16 protein-coding genes and 1 pseudogene are annotated in these 17,748 nt (G+C 68.7%); 10 read left to right on the top strand and 7 right to left on the bottom strand.

Annotated features, from left to right (window positions below):
- The first annotated feature begins 77 nt into the window (after window positions 1–77).
- Together AC069I_RS17480 and pspAB are read left to right on the top strand one after the other, a co-directional pair.
- Complete coding sequence (locus AC069I_RS17480; RefSeq protein ID WP_478226026.1) at window positions 78–776, top strand: GAF and ANTAR domain-containing protein; 699 nt, start codon at window positions 78–80, stop codon at window positions 774–776.
- 148 nt (window positions 777–924) lie between these two features.
- Complete coding sequence (gene pspAB, locus AC069I_RS17475; RefSeq protein ID WP_478265845.1) at window positions 925–1,482, top strand: PspA-associated protein PspAB; 558 nt, start codon at window positions 925–927, stop codon at window positions 1,480–1,482.
- 15 nt (window positions 1,483–1,497) lie between these two features.
- Here the strand turns inward: pspAB and AC069I_RS17470 are convergent, their stop codons facing one another.
- Window positions 1,498–1,764, bottom strand: coding sequence for a hypothetical protein (locus tag AC069I_RS17470; protein WP_478226028.1), 267 nt, complete (start codon window positions 1,762–1,764; stop codon window positions 1,498–1,500).
- A 419-nt stretch (window positions 1,765–2,183) separates the two neighbouring features.
- On the opposite strand from AC069I_RS17470, the gene AC069I_RS17465 reads away from it, so the two are divergent.
- Genes AC069I_RS17465 through AC069I_RS17455 form a run of 3 tightly spaced genes read left to right on the top strand, consistent with a single transcriptional unit; the run spans window position 2,184 to window position 7,942 of the window.
- Window positions 2,184–2,867, top strand: coding sequence for a response regulator (locus AC069I_RS17465; RefSeq protein ID WP_478265844.1), 684 nt, complete (start codon window positions 2,184–2,186; stop codon window positions 2,865–2,867).
- Between the two features lie 32 nt (window positions 2,868–2,899).
- Window positions 2,900–3,970: a PAS domain-containing sensor histidine kinase gene (locus tag AC069I_RS17460; protein WP_478226030.1), complete on the top strand. Its 1,071-nt coding sequence runs from the start codon at window positions 2,900–2,902 to the stop codon at window positions 3,968–3,970.
- Between the two features lie 21 nt (window positions 3,971–3,991).
- Window positions 3,992–7,942 (top strand): HAMP domain-containing protein, encoded by a 3,951-nt coding sequence (locus AC069I_RS17455; RefSeq protein WP_478226031.1) that lies wholly within the window; start codon window positions 3,992–3,994, stop codon window positions 7,940–7,942.
- A 172-nt stretch (window positions 7,943–8,114) separates the two neighbouring features.
- On the opposite strand, the gene AC069I_RS17450 is transcribed toward AC069I_RS17455, so the two are convergent.
- Window positions 8,115–8,519, bottom strand: coding sequence for a response regulator (locus tag AC069I_RS17450; protein WP_478226032.1), 405 nt, complete (start codon window positions 8,517–8,519; stop codon window positions 8,115–8,117).
- A 71-nt stretch (window positions 8,520–8,590) separates the two neighbouring features.
- Window positions 8,591–8,896: an ANTAR domain-containing protein gene (locus AC069I_RS17445; protein ID WP_478226033.1), complete on the bottom strand. Its 306-nt coding sequence runs from the start codon at window positions 8,894–8,896 to the stop codon at window positions 8,591–8,593.
- A gap of 188 nt (window positions 8,897–9,084) precedes the next feature.
- On the opposite strand from AC069I_RS17445, the gene AC069I_RS17440 reads away from it, so the two are divergent.
- Window positions 9,085–9,717: a response regulator gene (locus AC069I_RS17440; RefSeq protein WP_478226034.1), complete on the top strand. Its 633-nt coding sequence runs from the start codon at window positions 9,085–9,087 to the stop codon at window positions 9,715–9,717.
- A 15-nt stretch (window positions 9,718–9,732) separates the two neighbouring features.
- On the opposite strand, the gene AC069I_RS17435 is transcribed toward AC069I_RS17440, so the two are convergent.
- Window positions 9,733–10,710, bottom strand: coding sequence for an Acg family FMN-binding oxidoreductase (locus AC069I_RS17435; protein ID WP_478226035.1), 978 nt, complete (start codon window positions 10,708–10,710; stop codon window positions 9,733–9,735).
- A gap of 130 nt (window positions 10,711–10,840) precedes the next feature.
- Between AC069I_RS17435 and AC069I_RS17430 the strand changes: the two genes are divergently transcribed.
- A complete protein-coding gene (locus AC069I_RS17430) occupies window positions 10,841–12,592 on the top strand; it encodes a sensor histidine kinase (protein WP_478226036.1) in 1,752 nt (583 codons plus the stop codon).
- A gap of 6 nt (window positions 12,593–12,598) precedes the next feature.
- Here AC069I_RS17430 and AC069I_RS17425 read toward each other — a convergent pair whose 3' ends face one another.
- A complete protein-coding gene (locus AC069I_RS17425) occupies window positions 12,599–12,895 on the bottom strand; it encodes a dsRBD fold-containing protein (RefSeq protein ID WP_478226037.1) in 297 nt (98 codons plus the stop codon).
- A gap of 156 nt (window positions 12,896–13,051) precedes the next feature.
- Here AC069I_RS17425 and AC069I_RS17420 point away from each other — a divergent pair, with 156 nt between their 5' ends.
- A complete protein-coding gene (locus AC069I_RS17420) occupies window positions 13,052–14,008 on the top strand; it encodes an Acg family FMN-binding oxidoreductase (protein ID WP_478226038.1) in 957 nt (318 codons plus the stop codon).
- Window positions 14,009–14,094: 86 nt separating this feature from the next.
- Entirely contained in the window at window positions 14,095–15,045 is a 951-nt protein-coding gene (locus tag AC069I_RS17415) for a DUF6528 family protein (protein ID WP_478226039.1), read from the top strand.
- A 168-nt stretch (window positions 15,046–15,213) separates the two neighbouring features.
- Here the strand turns inward: AC069I_RS17415 and AC069I_RS17410 are convergent, their stop codons facing one another.
- Both AC069I_RS17410 and AC069I_RS17405 read right to left on the bottom strand, forming a co-directional pair.
- On the bottom strand, window positions 15,214–16,203 hold the full coding sequence (locus AC069I_RS17410; RefSeq protein ID WP_478226040.1) for an alpha/beta fold hydrolase: 990 nt from the start codon (window positions 16,201–16,203) through the stop codon (window positions 15,214–15,216).
- Window positions 16,204–16,266: 63 nt separating this feature from the next.
- A complete protein-coding gene (locus AC069I_RS17405; protein WP_478226041.1) occupies window positions 16,267–17,244 on the bottom strand; it encodes a GlxA family transcriptional regulator in 978 nt (325 codons plus the stop codon).
- Between the two features lie 217 nt (window positions 17,245–17,461).
- Here AC069I_RS17405 and AC069I_RS17400 point away from each other — a divergent pair.
- Window positions 17,462–17,748, top strand: a pseudogene (locus tag AC069I_RS17400) (IS1380 family transposase); the annotation flags it as partial.

Genomic DNA, 17,748 nt, shown 5'->3' with positions numbered 1-17,748 from the left:
CCGTGTGTGACGCCGTCGGAACAGGATCCTCCATCTGGGCGTTGCCGGTGATCGCGGTGAAGGCCAGAATCGCTCGGGTGAACAGCTGGCGAACGGACCGGGAGCCCGCGGTCTGTGCCGCCTTCGCGAGTTTGACCGCGAGTGTCACGGAAGACCTCGGGCCGGACCGGGTGGTGGACACCTTGTCCAGCGAATGCACGCGACTGCTGCCGATCGATTCCACCGAGGTCTTCCTGCCGGGTCTCGAACTCGAACGCCATCCCTCGGCGGTGGCGGAAGGGCCCGCGCGAGAGTCGTTCGAAACCGGGAACGACATCGCCGTCCGCGACCTTTCCGCGGAGGCTTCGCGCTGGCCGGGTTACGCCGCCAGAATGGCGGGGAAGGGTTATGCCGCGGTTTCCGCGCTGCCGTTGCGGACGGCGGACGAAACCGTCGGCGCGATCGCCTTCCTCAGTGCCGAAACCGCGGTCCTGAGTGCCGAAGACCGCCGTCTTGGCCGGGCGCTCGCCGACGTCGCGACGTTGTGCCTCTTGCGCCAGCGGGAATTGCGCCACTACCGGACGCTTTCGGAGCAGTTGCAGACCGCGCTCGAAAGCCGGGTCGTCATCGAACAGGCGAAAGGCATGCTCGCCGAACGCGCCGGTGTCGATGTCGGCACCGCCTTCAAGCGCTTGCGTTCCCTCGCCCGCGGTACGAACAGGAAGCTGTCGGAAGTCGCGCGCGGCGTCGTCGAAGGCACACTGGACGCCCGTGAACTCCGGTCGCGAGGCCGGTGACGGCTGCCGGGAAACGGCAAGCGTGGGCTGGTAGGGCCGTTGGTCACCGGAACCGGGGACTTGTCCCGGACAACGCGCGACCGTGCGGCCCTAGGGCGCGAGGTCGTCATCGGAAAGGCTTCACGCACCAGAGGGGTGCGGTGAGGTCATGGCGTCGCTGGGAGGTCTGCGCGGGAGGAGCCGGTCGGTGTGGCCGAGCCTGCTTCCGTTGCTGGAGTTCAGGTCCGCGGCATTGACACTGCGGTCCGGGTACGGGCTGGCGTCCACCGGATCAGGGACGGTTTGCTTCGTCGCGGAGGGCCGTCCGGGCCAGGGGACGGAGGCGGAGATCGTCGCCGGGCTCGCCGGGGACTCCGTCCGTCGTAACGTGGACAATCACGACGCGCTCGGGCGGACGATCGTGCGCTGCTGGCGGGAGAACGGCGACCTGGGCTGGTTGCTCGACGACCTCGCCGACGTCAACGAGCGGTTGGCTCAGGCCGGGTTCGCGCCCTGGCTGCTGCACACGACGGTCGACTTCGCCGAGCTGCGGGACATGCGCCATCCCAAGCTGACCATGGTCTATCGCCGGGAGCGCGGCACTTTCTATCCGTACGCGCCTCGTGGGACCCAGGGCCGGGACAGGGCTATGGAACTGAGGATCCGCTCGTCGCTGAGCCGGATCGTGCCGATGGAGTCCGACATCGGCCGGTGGCGCCCGGTGTGACGGGCGCCTGCCCGGTCAGCCGGGTGCGCCGCTGAGCCAGCCGCGCAGCCGCTGGACGCGCCGGTCCCGCGGGGTCCACCCCGGGAGACGGCGCCGCGACCGCGTGGCCAGGGCCGCGCCGTCGAGATGCCGGATGGCGGTGAGTACGTCGTCGAGCAGCGAAGCGTGCGTTTCGGGTTCGGCCACGACCCTCGGCAGCCGCCCGCCGGCCGTGACCCGCGCCCGGCGGGCGACCGCGTGCGTGCCGGGATGGCGGCGGGTCTCGCAGATCCTCGTGGTCACGTCCCGGTCACCCTTCCCGTGCTCTCGGTCCGGCAGTCGACGCGTACGACGATGAGCCACCGAGGGCCGTTCCGGTCAGCGCCGAAGGTTGTGCCATCGAGGGCACAAAGACCTCACTGCGGTCGCCGGACGGGTACAACGGGTCACGGGTTGGCCTCGAAACGACGGCGGGACCGGAGGCAGTGGGAAGATGCGCCGGTCTCCAGCCGGACCACACGTGTGCCTGGGCGGAAGACTCGTGTGTCCAGCCGGATCTCGCGTGCTTGAAGCCGGAAGACACCGTGCGATCCGGTTTCGGGTGTGGTCCGTCTTCGGGCACGCGAATTCGCACCAGGGTGAATGCGGCCGTGGGCGGGATTGATTTCCGGGAATCTGCCGGACAATGGTCAGGGCGAGACCACGATCGACGGAGAAGGTGCATGCCGAACCCGACCTCCCCGCAGCCCGCGCCCCCGGAGGCGGCCCCGATCCGGGTGCTGCTCGTCGAGGACCACAAGATGGTGGCCGAAGCGCTGGGCGCGGCCTTCGGGGAATTCCCGGAGATCGACCTGGTGGCGTCGGTGGAGTCCTTGGCGCACGGGATGATCGCGGCGGAAGAGCACCTGCCCGACATCGTGCTGCTCGATCGGCGGCTGCCGGACGGCGACGGGATCGAGGCGATCGCCGGGTTCCGCGCGATCTCGCCGTCGAGCAGGGTGCTGGTGCTCACCGGTGACGCGAACAGCGCCATCGTCGCCAGGATCCTGGAGGTCGGCGGGGCCGGGCTGCTGCTGAAATCCGGTCTCCTCGACGAACTGGTCACGGCGATCCGGACCATCGCGGCGGGCGACGTGGTCATCGACCCCGAGCTGCTCGGCGGCGCGCTGGCCATGCTGGGGGCGGGCAGCCCTGGCAGGCTCGGGCCGGTACTCACCCTGAGGGAACGACAGGTGCTCGGGCTGATCGCCGAAGGAGCGGGAACCGACCGGATCGCCGAAGAGCTGCGGCTGGCGCGGAATACCGTGCGGAATCACGTGCAGCGGATTCTGGTGAAGACCGGGACCCATTCGAAACTCGAAGCCGTGGCGCACGCGCGCAAGAATGGCCTCCTCGAACGGCCGTAGCGGGGAGACGTATCCGAGTGCCAAGCTGCACTATGGCCATGCTGCCATCGGAACAGACGCCTGATCACCGCAGCGCTGTGCTCTTCGAGTTGTTCATGCACAGCGTCGTCGACTACGCCATTTACCTGCTGGACGCCGAGGGCCGCGTGATCAGCTGGAATCCGGCGGCGGAGCGGATCAAGGGCTATTCCGAGGACGAGATCCTCGGCCGTCATTTCTCCGTTTTCTACACCGAAAACGACGTCGCCGACGGCAAACCCGCCTCGGAGCTGCTGGTCGCCGCCGAGATGGGGAGTCACGAGGACGAGGGCTGGCGCGTCCGGCGCGGCGGCGAACGGTTCTGGGCCAACACCGTGATCACCGCCTTGCGGAACGCACAAGGCGGCCTCGTCGGTTTCGGCAAAGTCACCCGTGATCTCACCGAACGCCGGAAAACACTGGAGGAAAGGACCGAACGCCGCCAGGCCTTCGCACATTTGGTCCGGGCACAGGAAACCGAACGTCGCCGTATCGCGTGGGATGTTCACGACGATTCCATTCAGTCGATGATAGCCGTCAGCATGCGGTTGCAGATGCTCGCCGCGCAACGGCGGGATCCCGCTTTGAAGCAACTCGACGAAGCGATTCAAGGGGCGATCCGACGATTGCGGATCCTCGTCGCCCAATTGCGGCCGCCCGCGTTGAACGACGAGGACCTGATCGCTTCCGTCCGCGACTACCTCGACGAGGTCGTGGCGGGGTGGGGGCTCGAATGCACACTGCGGCACGATCTCGCCGTCAAGCCGCCGCCCCACCTCGTCGTCACCGCCTTCCGGATCCTGCAGGAGGCGTTGGTGAACGTGCGTAAACACGCGAACGCCACTTCCGTCGCGGTCTCGCTGACCGGTCAGGACGGCGGTCTGCTGGTGACGGTCGCCGACGACGGCGATGGGATGAAACCGGACGGCGAGAACGCGCATGAATCGTTGTCGGGCGAGCACATCGGCATGGCGTCGATGCGTGAACGTGCCGAAGCGGCGCAAGGCTGGTTTCGGATCTCCAGCAGACCCGGCGAAGGTACGTCGGTGACCTTCTGGATTCCGTTGGGCCCTCTCCGCGGGTAGTCAGGACAAGGAGCCATTTCGATGCCGGAACCGGGAAGCAAGCGCGGATCACGAGAGACGGTCCGGGTGGGCGGGGCGATCGACGACCAAGGCTTGCAGCGGCTGCTGGAGGGCCTGAAAGCCGTTCGCGACGGTGATTTCAGCACCCGGCTGCCCCAGGTGGACGACGTCCTGATGGACGAGATGGCGCTCGTCTTCAACGGGATGGTCGATCAGCTGGCGTTGTTCACCTCCGAGGTCACCCGGGTCGCGCGCGAGGTGGGGACCGACGGAAAGCTCGGCGGCCAGGCGGCGGTGCCCTCGGTTTCGGGGACCTGGAAGGACCTCTCCGATTCGGTGAACGCGATGGCGGGCAACCTCACCGGCCAGGTCCGCAACATCGCCGAGGTCGCGACGGCGGTGGCGAAGGGTGATCTGTCGCAGAAGATCACCGTGGACGCGCGGGGCGAGATCCTGGAGTTGAAGAACACGATCAACACGATGGTGGATCAGTTGTCGTCGTTCGCGGACGAGGTCACGCGGGTCGCGCGGGAAGTCGGCAGCGAAGGCCGGCTGGGCGGGCAGGCGGAGGTGCCCGGGGTGGCGGGGACCTGGCGGGATCTGACGACGTCGGTGAACTTCATGGCCGGCAACCTGACCGATCAGGTGCGGTCGATCGCCGAGGTCACCACGGCGGTGGCGAAGGGTGACCTGTCGCAGAAGATCACCGTGGACGCGCGGGGCGAGATCCTGGAGTTGAAGAACACGATCAACACGATGGTGGATCAGTTGTCGTCGTTCGCCGACGAGGTCACGCGCGTGGCTCGCGAGGTCGGCACCGAGGGGCGGCTGGGTGGTCAGGCGGACGTCAAGGGGGTGTCGGGCACGTGGAAGGGTTTGACCGAGTCGGTCAATGTCATGGCAGACAACCTGACCGATCAGGTGCGGTCCATCGCCCAGGTCGCGACCGCGGTCGCCAGGGGTGATCTGTCGCAGAAGATCATCGTCGAGGCCAAGGGCGAGGTCGCCGCGCTAGCGCAGACGATCAACACGATGGTCGACACGCTGTCGGCCTTCGCGGACGAGGTCACGCGCGTGGCGCGCGAGGTCGGCACCGAGGGCATCCTCGGCGGGCAGGCCAGGGTGCCGAACGTCGCCGGGACCTGGAAGGACCTCACCGACAACGTCAACTCGATGGCGAACAACCTCACCGGCCAGGTCCGCAACATCGCCCAGGTGACCACCGCGGTCGCGCAGGGCGACCTGTCCCGCAAGATCGACGTCGACGCCCGCGGCGAGATCCTGGAGCTCAAGACCACCATCAACACGATGGTCGACCAGCTCTCCGCGTTCGCCGCGGAGGTCACCCGCGTCGCGCGCGAGGTCGGCAGTGAGGGGCGGCTCGGCGGCCAGGCCGAGGTCGAAGGCGTTTCGGGCACCTGGAAGCGGCTGACGGAGAACGTCAACGAGCTGGCGGGCAACCTGACCCGCCAGGTCAGGGCGATCGCCGAGGTCACCAGCGCGGTGGCCACCGGCGACCTCACCCGGTCGATCTCCGTCGAGGCGCAGGGCGAGGTCGCGGAGCTGAAGGACAACATCAACGCGATGGTCCAGTCGCTGCGCGAGACCACGCGGGCGAACGAGGAACAGGACTGGCTCAACAGCAACCTGGCGCGGATCTCCGGCCTGATGCAGGGGCACCGGGATCTGCGGGTGGTGGCCACGCTCATCATGAACGAGCTGACCCCGCTGGTCGGCGCCCAGCACGGGACGCTGTTCCTCACCGAATCCGGTGAACACGGCACCCGGCTGCGGCTCATCACCAGCTACGGGCACAGCGAGGACCCGGACACGCCCTCGGAGTTCGCGATGGGGCAGTCGTTGATCGGCCAGGCCGCGCAGACCAAGAAACCGATCGTGGTCGACCGGACGCCACCGGGTTTCGTGAAGATCTCGTCGAGCCTCGGCTCCGCCCCGCCGGTCACCCTGATCGTGCTGCCGATCGTCTTCGAGGACCAGGTGCTCGGCGTCATCGAACTGGCCACGTTCGGCCAATTCACCGCCGTCCGCAAGGATTTCCTCGAACAACTGATGGAGACCATCGGGGTCAACGTCAACACGATCATCGCCAACGCGCGGACCGACTCGCTGCTGGAGGAGTCCCAGCGGCTCGCCGAGGAGCTCCAGGCCCGCTCGGAGGAACTCCAAGCGCAGCAGGCGAAGCTCCAGGTCTCCAACGCGGAACTGGAGGAGAAGTCCGAACTCCTCGCGCGGCAGAACCGCGACATCGAGGTGAAGAACTTCGAAATCGAGCAGGCGCGCCAGGAGATCGAGGAACGCGCGCAGCAGCTCGCGCTGGCTTCGAAGTACAAGTCTGAGTTCCTGGCGAACATGTCGCACGAGCTCCGTACGCCGTTGACCAGCCTGCTGATCCTCGCCGGGGTCCTCTCGCAGAACACGACCCAGAACCTGACGCCCAAACAGGTCGAGTTCGCCAAGGTGATCCAGTCCGCGGGCACCGACCTGCTGCAGCTGATCAACGACATCCTCGACCTGTCGAAGGTCGAGGCTGGCAAGATGGACATCCACCACGAGCCGTTCCCGCTGCGCCAGCTGCTCGACTACGTTGGCACCACCTTCCTTCCGCTGACCGCGGAGAAGGGGCTCGACTTCCAGGTCACCGTTGAACCCAACGTGCCCGAACTGCTCTTCACCGACGAGCAACGGCTGCGGCAGGTGCTGCGGAACCTGCTGTCGAACGCGGTCAAGTTCACCGAAGACGGCAGCGTCGAACTGCGGGTCAAACTGGTCGACACCGTCGTTTCGCCGTCGGGGGCGCTCCCGCACGAATCACTGGTGGCCTTCAGCGTCATCGACACCGGGATCGGGATCGCCGAGGAGAACCTCGAATCGATCTTCGGGGCCTTCCAGCAGGCCGACGGCACAACCAGCCGCAAGTACGGCGGCACCGGGCTCGGCCTGTCGATCAGCCGTGAGGTCGCGTACCTGCTCGGCGGTGAGATCCGGGCGGACAGTGCGCTGGGGACGGGCAGCACGTTCACGCTCTACCTGCCGGTGGCCAGGTTCGCCGCGCCCGCGAGCCTCGACGAGTCCACTGTGGACAACGTCGGCGCGGAGCGGCGGGTCCTGGTCGTGGAGGGCGAGCGGAACAGCCTGCTGACCCTGCTCGCTCGCGGTGTCGCGGCCGACGTCGCGGACAGCCACGGCTCGGTCCAGGTACGGGCGGTGGCCGATCCGGTGGAGGCGTACGAGGAGGTGAAGCGCGAGAGCTACCGGTGCGTCGTGCTCGACACCAGCATTCCCGGAACGAGCGCGCTGACGTTCCTCAAACAGCTCGCCGAGGGGCCGGACCCCGTCGAGGTCCCGGTGCTGGCGTACGCGACCCGCAAGCTCAGCGCGGCGCAGGAGCGATTGCTGCACGGGCACGCGAAGGTGCATCCGGTCGAGCTGTTGCCGTCGCTGGACATGCTGCGGGAACGCATCATGCTGCACATCTCGGCCAGCGAACTCGAAGGCATCCTGCCGCTGATGCGGCAGCCGGAGGTGACGGTGCCGTCGCCGGACGACCAGCCGCCCGGCCTGCCTGCCGGCTCGCCGCGGTTGCAGGGGCGCAAGGTCCTGCTCGTCGACGACGACCCCCGCAACGTGTACGCGATCTCGGGGATGCTCGAACTGCACGGACTGTCGGTCGTGCACGCGCCCAACGGCCGCAAGGGCATCGAGGAACTGCTGGCCGACGACGACATCGACCTGATCCTGATGGACGTGATGATGCCGGAGATGGACGGCCACGCGACGACCGCGGCGATCCGCGAGATGCCGAAGTTCGCCGGTCTGCCGATCATCACGGTGACCGCGAAAGCGATGGAAGGGGACCGGAAGAGCCTCGCCGCCGGGGCGAGTGATTACGTCACCAAACCCGTGAACGCCGAGGAACTGCTGGCTTGCATGGAACGCTGGCTCGCGGACTGAGTGTCTGTTGGTGAACTCGCGTCGGCAGGGCGCGATCTGGTCTTACCTCTCACGTTGGCGACAGAGGCGCCCTGCCACCGCGATAGCGGGGCCTTCGGCCGAGGCGGGTTCACGCGTTATGTCCCTTTCGCGAGGCACGTCGCAGCTCCGCCAACAGGCTCTCAGCGGCGGGCTACTCGGTCCCGTTGGCGCTGCTCGCGCAGACGCGGCGGATGGCCGCGACGATCTCCGTGTTGGGGCTGCCCTTCACGAGGTATTCGGTGACGCCCGCGGACGCCATCTGGGCGATGGACCGGGTGTCGCTGTGCGCGGAGAACGCCATCAGCCGCGTATGGGGCACCCGGCGCCGGATCTCCCGCGCCATCCACGCGCCGCCTCCGCCGGGGATCCGTACGTCCAGCAGGGCGACCTCCGGGGCCAGCAACTCCGCGAGCGCGACCGCTTCACCGGCGTCGAGCGCGACGCCGACCACCTCGATGTCAGGTTCGGATTCCAAGAGGGCCCGCAGGGCGTCGCCGATGACCGGGTTGTCGTCCGCGACGAGCACCCGGAGTCTGGGGGGCGGCGTTCGGTTCATCACCCGCTCCGAGCCCGCGCGGTCTGCGGCTCCGGTGGTGGTCGCGGGCCCCCCGCCGAACTGGGCGTGACTCAGCAAGAGATCCGGCGGTCACCTTCGCTGGGCTGCTCGATGAGCGTCCTGGCGACGTCGTGGATCTTCATGTTGTTGTTGCGGCAGAACGAGCGCAGCAGTTCGAACGCCGCGTCGATGTCGATCTGGTAACGCTCGGCGAGGATTCCCTTCGCCTGTTCGATGGGAAGCCGGTGGTCGAGCGCGTACTGGAGTTGCTCGGCGCGGGCCCGGTAGAAGCGGATGCGGTTGCGCATGGCCACGAGGTCGTCGGCCGGGTCGGGAGACCCGGCCGCGGGGGCCGGCGAAGACGTGATCTCGGACATGAGGTGATCGTCGCAGCGGCCGGATTGCTCCGGAAGAACAGAACGTCCTGACTCGAATGATGCAAATGAACCTGGTCCGGTCGGCGGCAGCCACTCGAACGGGCGCCGAACAGGGCCCTTTGGCCTGTCGCAGTGACCGGCCGTGCGCCGTACGCTCTCATCCGAGGAGGGAAACCGTGGAGGTCGGAATGCTCCGGGTGTTTCTGGTCGACGATCACGAGGTGGTCCGTCGAGGGGTCGCGGACATGTTCGAGGAGGACTCCGACCTGTGCGTCGTCGGGCAGGCCGCCACGTTTTCCCAAGCGCTGGCGAGGATTCCGGCTCTGCGGCCGGATGTCGCCGTGCTCGACGTGCGGCTGCCGGACGGCAACGGCGTCGAGCTAGCCAGGGAACTGCGCTCCAAGATGCCCGAGCTGAAATGCCTGATGCTCACGTCCTACACCGACGAGCAAGCGATGCTGGACGCGATCATGGCGGGCGCGAGCGGGTACGTCATCAAGGACATCCGGGGGATGGACCTGGTGGCGGCGGTCAAGGAGGTCGGCCTCGGCCGGTCGTTGCTGGACACGCGGGCCGCCGCGACGCTGATGGCGAAGTTCCGCGACGACGCCGCCAAGAAGGGACCGCTCGCCGGGCTTTCCGACCAGGAACGCACCCTGCTGGAACTGATCGGCGAGGGACTGACCAACCGGCAGATCGCCGAGCGGATGTTCCTCGCGGAGAAGACCGTGAAGAACTACGTGTCCCGGCTGCTGACGAAACTCGGGATGCAGCGGCGGACTCAGGCGGCCGTGTTGGCCACGGAACTGCGACGGCAGTGAAGCCTCCGGCCTGGCTCAAGCGGAAATGAGCGTGTCGAGCAGCATGTCCTCCAGCGGGCGCCGGGGCGTCCACGGCAGCGGCGACCCGTAACCGATCCGCAGCAGCACCTGCGGCCACACGCCGCAGCCGAGGAGACGCCGGAGTTCGGCGCGGGCCCCGCGGACCCTGATCGGCGGCGAGATGAACGACACGTCCAGGCCCGCGCAGGTCGCGGTCAGCAGGACCCGTTGCAGTGCCTGGCCGGCTTGCAGCCGGTCGAGCCGTTCGTCGGTCAGGGACCCGATCACCACCACGAGCGGAAGAGGCAGCGTGGTGCTGTGGTCTTCGCCGAATTCGTCGAGGAGCCAGCTTTCGTCGGCGGGGGAGCCCGCCATCGCGTAGGACGGCACCCCGTCGCGAGTGCTCGCGCCCAGGCCGGTCCAGCGGTCGAGTTCGGCGAGGAACGCGGGGTCGGCGAGTTGCTCGCGGCGGGCACGGGCGGTGAGGTCTCGCAGCAGCCGGCACTGTTCGACATCGAAGCTCGACATCCACGCGTGCTCGAGTTCGGTCGCGTGACGGAGCGCGGTGAGCGTGGTCTTCGGGACGACGTCGGACAGGAACGGCCGCCGGTTGGTCCGTCGGCGGGGGATCGCACGGGCGAGCCGGACGACCTTCGGATCCGGCGTGCGCTCGGCGAGCGGCCGGACGACCGCCAGCAGATCGGGATCGGCGCGGCTCGGCATCAGGGTCGTCGCCGGATGGAAGCCGAGTGCGTGAATCGCCGTCCGGAGCGTGAACAGGGCGGCACCGCACGAGAGAACGATTTCCCGGCCGTCCGGATCAGTGGCGGGCAGGATCCGGCGCGGATCGGCGTGGACTTCGATCCCGGTGCCGGTGCACCGGAAGAGCCACGGCTGCGTGTTGTGCGTCGACGGAGCCAATGTCGCCGACCGGAGCACGGAATTCACCTGTTCGGAGTTCAAGCGTCCGACCCTGGTGACTTGTATGGTCATGGTTTCCCCCGCCGCCGCGCCACGGGCAATAAGGTTGTCTTGTGAGACGGTCCCCGCCTGCGGTACGGGGCCGAAAGAGGAGAAAGTCACCACGGCCGCGACTCGTCCCGATCTTCGGAGGCGCAGCAGGATGTCGGCTCATGACCGGCTGGGCGGAAGCGACGACCGGATCACCGGCGCCCTTTCCCAGCTGCGCGTTCGTGAGGTGCTGCGGGACCTCCAGGACCGCATCGAACGGCTCATCGGCACCCGCGACAAGATGGACGGCCTGCTCGAAGCGGTGCTCGCGGTCGCGTCGGGGCTGGAGCTGGACACGACGCTGCGCCGGATAGTGCAGGCGGCCATCGAACTCGGCGAAGCCACTTACGGCGCGCTCGGGGTGATCGCGGACGACGGATCGCTCGCCGAATTCGTCTATCTCGGCATCGACGGCGAGAAGAAGGAACAGATCGGGCATCTCCCGAAAGGGCACGGGCTGCTGGGTTTCGTCATCGACGAGGCGAAACCGGTGCGGCTGGCCGACATTTCGCGGCATCCCGCGTCGGTCGGGTTCCCGCCTTGCCATCCGCCGATGCACTCCTTCCTCGGCGTGCCGATCCGGGTGCGCGACGAGGTGTTCGGAAATCTGTACCTCACCGAGAAACGCGGGGAGAGTTTCACCGACGACGACGAGGTGGTCGTCCAGGCACTCGCCGCCGCGGCCGGGATCGCGATCGAGAACGCCCACCTCTACGAGCAGACGCGGATCCGCCAGCGGTGGCAGGCCGCGACCAGTGAGGTGACCACGGAACTGCTGGGCGGAACCGATCCCGTCGACGCGCTCAACCTGATCGCGGGCCGGGCGCTCGAACTCACCGGTTCCGACCTCACCCTGCTGGCGCTGCCCGGTCCCGGACGGCTCGACGTCAGCCCGGACGGGGAGGACGAGGCCGACGAACTCACCATCGCCGTCTGCGCGGGTACGCGGGCGGCGGAGCTGACCGGGACGCGGATCAGTGTCGCCACCTCGTTGCCGGGGGCGGTCTACCGCGACCGGACCCCGCGCAGTGTGCCCGAACTCGTGCTCGGCGACGAGGGGGAGTTGTGCCTCGGCCCGACGCTCGTGGTGCCGCTCCGGGCGCGGGAACGGACGTCCGGCGTGCTGATGGCGGTGCGGAACCCGGGCGCCGTCCCGTTCGAACTCGCCCAGTTGCCCGTGGTGGCCTCGTTCGCCGACCAGGCCGCGCTCGCGCTGCAACTGGCGGCGCGGCAGCGCACGGCCAGGGAACTCGACGTACTCGCCGACCGCGACCGGATCGCCAGGGATCTGCACGACCACGTGATCCAGCGGTTGTTCGCGGTCGGACTCACGATGCAGAGCACCCACCGCCGCGCGGACTCGCCGGAACTGCGGCGGCGGATCGGCGAGAGCATCGACCAGATGCACGAGATCGTGCACGAGATCCGCACGGCGATCTTCGATCTCCACGGCGGCGAGGCAGGCCAGCAGGGAGTGCGGTTGCGGCACCGGCTCTACGACTCGATCGCCGAACTCACCGACGACACCCCGACCCATCCGACGGTCAGCCTGTCCGGGCCGCTCGACTCGATTCCGCTCGCCTTCGCCGAACACGCCGAAGCGGTGGTGCTGGAAACGGTCGGCAACGTGGTCCGGCACGCGCGGGCGAGCGGGGTTTCGGTGAGCGTCGCGGTGAAGGACGACGTCCTGCGGATCGTCGTCACCGACGACGGCACCGGGATCGGCGGTGAGCTCGGCGGGCCCGGCGGGCCCGGCGGGTTGCGGAATCTGCGCGACCGCGCGGAAAGGGCGGGCGGGACGTTCCGGGCGGAGGCGAAAGAAGAGGGCGGAACCAGGGTCGAGTGGTCCGCCCCCTTGCGCTGACCGCGGTCAGTTCGTCGACTGCGTGGTGAGGATCCCGTCCACTTCGACCGAGCGGGCGACGTCGGAGGCGACGGTCTCCAGCAGTTCCGCGGTGAGGTCCGAAAGGGCCCGTGTCACCGCGAGATAGGAGCCGATCTGGGAGGCCGAACCGTTTCTCAGCCCGGCCTCCGCGATTCCGACACCGACGAACTCGCCGCCGTCCTCGAGCCGGAGCAACGCTTCCGCGCGCACCCGGTACGGCTCGTGCTGCAGGGAAACGTCGATCGTCCACTTGTCCGTCATCGTCGGCTCCGTTCCGGTCATCGAGACTCCCATCGCCGCCGTTCGTGGCACAGGGTCCTAAGTCCTCGCTCCCGGGAATCGGGGGCGAAAGTCCTCGGAATTCGTGACCGGCGACCGCTGCGGTCGCCGGGTACCCCGGCCGAAGGTGGACCAACCCTCGTCTTCGGAGAGACCACGATGAAGATCCCGTTGCCGACTCATGTCGACCAGGCGGTGGCGGCCGCCGTCCGCGCGCCGTCCCCGCTCAACACCCAGCCGTGGCGGTTCGTCGTCGACAGGGACCGGATCGAGGTGTGGCTCGACCGCGCCAGGGTGCTCCGGATCGCCGACCCGGACGCCCGCGAGGCGCGGCTGTCGTGCGGTGCGGCGATGTTCAACCTGATGATTTCGTTGCGGTCCAACGGCAAGACCCTTTCGGTGCGGGTGGTGCCGAAGCCGGACGAGCCTGATCTGCTCGCCGAACTCGAGATCGATGGCGACCGGTTCTCCTCGCCGGAGGAGCGGAGGCTGGCCGAGGTCGTCTTCCGCCGGCACACGAACCGTCGTCCGTTCCTGGACCGGCCGGTGCCCGTGTGGGCGCGGATGACGTTGCGGGCGGCCGCGCTCGTGGAGGGTGGACTGCTGGAGCTGTTCGGTCGTGGTGACCGGGCGAACGCGGTCGCGCGCGTGCTGCACCGGGCCGAGGTCGCGCAGGCACGCAACGGTGCGTTCCAGGCGGAGGTCGCGTTGTGGACCAGGCGGACGGCGAACGCGCCGGACGGCGTCCCGGCGCCGACCAGACCGCCGTCGGCTCACCGCACTGCCTCGCAGGAGTCCTTCTTCACCGCGGAGCCCGAAGGCGGTGAGCCGGTGCTCGGCGCGGTGCTGACCGCGGACACCGGGCCCGCCGCGGATCTTCGGGCGGGCATGGTGCTGCAGCGGGTACTGCTGACGGCGACGGCCGCCGGCCTCGCGGCGTCGTTCGTCGGCAGGCCGTTCGAAACCCCGGAGACCCGGGCCGGGATGGACCGGATCTTCGCCGACCTCGGCCGGCCGCACACGGTGTTGCGCTTCGGGTACGGCCGTCCGGTGCCGATGACGGCCCGCCGTCAGGTCGGCGAAGTGCTGCTCCGGCGGTCCGAGGCGAGCCTCTGATCCGGGGTCATCTCGTCGACATCCACGCTTCGGGCCGCCGCCACCCGCCCGTCACCCGGGGCGGGTTCGGTCTCCCTATGGAGATCATGCGGAAATCCTTGGCGGCACTGGCCGTCGTGGGCCTTTCGGTCGCGGCGTCCGCGCCGGCGGTGGCGGACGAGGGCGCTCGCGATCGCGGTTCGATCGTCATCACCGAGCAGGCGTCCAAGCGGATCCTGGTCCTGTCCGCGGACCGGGCGTCCTGGCAGGGCCGGAAGGTGAGCTGGGCGTGGGCGCCGAACGCCGCGAACGGGCTGGCGGACCTGGCGGGTTCGTGGAGCAACCCGAGCGACGCGAAGCTCGCCGAGCGAGGTGGCGAGAAGTACCTGCTGACGTCGGCATCGGGCGGTTTCACCGCCGTCGTGCCGTATCCGGCGGGTGACCGGGCGTACTGGGCGGCGAACGTCGGCGGGCCCGCCAACCCGCACAGCATCGAACTCCTGCCGGACGGGAACGTCGCGGTGGCGGCGAGCACCGGTGGCTGGGTGCGGATCTACACCGCTTCGCAGGGGCAGCGTTCGACGGCCTACACGGAGTACCGGCTGGTGGGCGCGCACGGCGTGGTGTGGGACGCCGGGAGGAGCGTGTTGTGGGCTCTGGGCACCGACGCGCTCGTCGCGTTGAACGTCGGCGGCACGCCCGCCGCGCCTGTGCTCACCGAGCAGCGCTCCGTTCCGGTGCCGAGCAAGGGCGGGCACGACCTCCAGCCGGTCCCGGGTCGGCCGGACCTGCTGTGGGTGACCACGGAAGCGGGGGTGTACCAGTTCTCGAAGACGAGTGGCGGGTTCTCCCAGCGCTACGCGGGCGTGCGGGAGATCGACCGGCCGCATGTGAAGAGTGTGTCGACGAACCCGCGGACCGGGCAGATCCTGACCGCCTCGGTGCAGGACGGTCACCTGTGCACGTGGTGCACGGACACCGTCCGGCTGGCCTTTCCACGCGCCGAGCTGGCGCTGCACGGCGCGTGGATCTACAAGGCCCGCTGGTGGATCGGTTGAGCTGAACTTCCATGTCGGTACCGGCCGTTCGGGGGGCTGCCCGGCCGGTACCGACACACCAGAGAAGAGGAGATCCCGTCGTGAGAATGACGCGCGGCCGCGTCTTTCACCTGACCGAGTGAATCGGTCCGTTCAGCGGGCGGTGTCGACCCATTCGGGGTATACGCCTCACCCGAGGAAGGTCCGTAGCTCGTCGATGACCGTCCGCGGCTGCTCCTCCGCGACGAAGTGCCCGGAACCGGAGACCTTCCGCACCCGGACGTCGACCGCCTTCGACGGCAGGACCGCGGCGAGGTAGTCGTAATTGAACTCCGAGCCCAGCCCCAGCATCGGGGCGGTGATCCTCGCGTAGGCCTTCTGATCCTCGATGTCCGTGCCGAACGCCTGGTACCAGCCGTTGCCCGCGCGGATCGCGTCCGGGCGGTCGTACGCGGCGGCGTAGATCGCCCGGTCCCTGGCCCCGATCGAGGCCGGATCGGCCGCGAGATGGTCGAACATCCAGTCGACGAGAAAGCGTGACCGGCCGGTCAGCAGCTGTTCGGGCAGGGTCGCGACCTGGTTGAAGGCGAACCACCAGACGTTCACCGGTTGCCCGGGAGGAGCCAGCATGGGGAGCTGGTACAGGCTTTCGTCCGGGTGTGAGACGTCCATGAGCGTGACGGTCTTCGTCGCCTCGGGGTGGTTGGCGGCGAAGGCGAACGCGACCATGGCGCCGATGTCGTGCCCGGCGATATGCGCCTGCCGGAGGCCCAGCGTGCGCAGGAGTTCGAAGATGTCGCGGGCCATCGTCTTCTTGTCGTACCCGCCTGCGGGTTTGCCCGAGCCGCCCATGCCCCGCAGGTCGACGGCGATGACGCGGTACCGTTTCGCCAGCTCCGGCATGACCTTGCGGTACTGCCACCACGTCTCGGGCCAGCCCGGCAGCAGGATCAGCGGTTCGCCGCGGCCGCCGGCGACGTAGTGCAGCCGGACCCCGTTGACGTGGGCGTATTCGCTGCGGAAACCGCCGGGGAGGGAGCGGGCGAGTGCCGCGTCGTCGGGAGCGCCGGACTGGCCGGCCTCGGCGATGCCACCCGAGGCCACCAGCGCGGCCGCGGCCCCCGCGCCGAGGGTGAGCATGGACCGGCGGTTGAGGAAGGAACGGCTGTCTTCGGTCATGTCCCGATCGTGGCCGGACGGGGTTCCGACCGTGAGCGGTGTTTTCGCCAAACGAGGTTCGTTTCAGGACAGGATGGGCTCGGGCACGCCCAGCCTGGTCCCGAACGTCTCCCGATAGGACACCGGCGTGACCCCGACCTGCCGCCGGAAATGCGGGCGGAGCGCGGCGGACGAGGAGAACCCGCAATACCTGGCGATCTCGTCGACCGGGAGATCGGTGGATTCGAGCAGTTGCTGCGCGCGGATGACGCGCTGGTGGGTCAGCCACGTGCCGGGCGCGGCACCGGTGATCTCGCGGAACCTGCGATCGTAGTTGCGCCTGCTCATATGTGCCCGCCTGGCGAGTTCGTCGACCGGGAGCGCCGTGTCCAGCCGGGTCAGCGCCCAGGCCATCGTCTCCGATACCGGGTCGCCGTCGTCGAGTTCCGGCATCGGCGACTCGATGTACTGAGCCTGTCCGCCGGGCCGGTGCGGCGGGACGACCATGCCCTTCGCCAGCCGGTTCGCCACCTCCGCGCCGCACCACGAGCGGATCAGGTGCAGACCGAGATCCATGCCCGCCGCGCCGCCGCCCGCGGTCAGGATGTCGCCGTCGTCGATGTAGAGCACCGATTCGTCGAGGAGGACCGCCGGGAACCTGGCCGCGAGCAGCGGGGCCATCGCCCAGTGCGTGGTCGCGGGGCGTCCGTCGAGCAGCCCGGCCGCGGCCAGGACGAAGGCGCCGCTGCACAGTCCGGCCACCCGGGCTCCCCGGTCGTGTGCTGCGCGGAGTGCCTCCAGGGCGGCTTTTGGTGGATCCTCCATCGGTGACCGCCAGTTCGGGACCAGCACCAGATCGGCGTCCCGGACCGCGCCGAGGTCTTCGGGGACCGGCACGGTCAGCCCGCCGCCTCGCAGCGCGGTCCCCGGTTCGCCACCGACCACCTTGAGTTCGAGGTCGGGCAGCTCCCCGAAGGCGGAAGCCATTTCGAACACGCCGAACGCGAAGGACATCGCGCCGAGGGATGCCCCGTTGAAGACCACCACGGCCAGCCGTCTCATGGGGCGGATTGTAGAGATTCGCGAGTGGTGATGGACGTGTTCATGAAGGATTTGGGACGGTGAACCTGGATCCACCGGTGTTGTGTGGTTTTTGGGGTGTGTCCGGGTACGCAAATGCCCTCTGGCTTGGGATGATTGTTCTTGCGACGGAACAAAAACCACGGAGCGAGAGGGCATCTGCTGGATGCGATCATCTCATACTGCCGGATCGGTGTCGGTGAGGTTCGATGATGAGGGTCTCGTGTCGTGCGCGGGGCTGGTGCCGGTGCTGCGGCTGGCCGAGGACGTTGGCCTGGGTGAGTTGATTGATCAGCGGGTTGACCTGGGGATTCCTGTCGGCGCGAACCCGGACGCGAAAGCGTTGTCGGTCGTGGCGGGCATGGCCGCCGGGGCAGGCTCGATCGAGGACCTGGACGTGATCCGGCACGGCGGGATGCGCCGGTTGTTCACGGGTCTTCGGGCGCCCTCGACCTGCGGGTCCTGGCTGCGGGGGTTCACCCACGG

The organism is Amycolatopsis sp. NPDC043885 (assembly GCF_056435685.1).
Note: the sequence above shows the minus strand (reverse complement) of the source record. Positions and strands in the feature narration are given on the sequence as shown.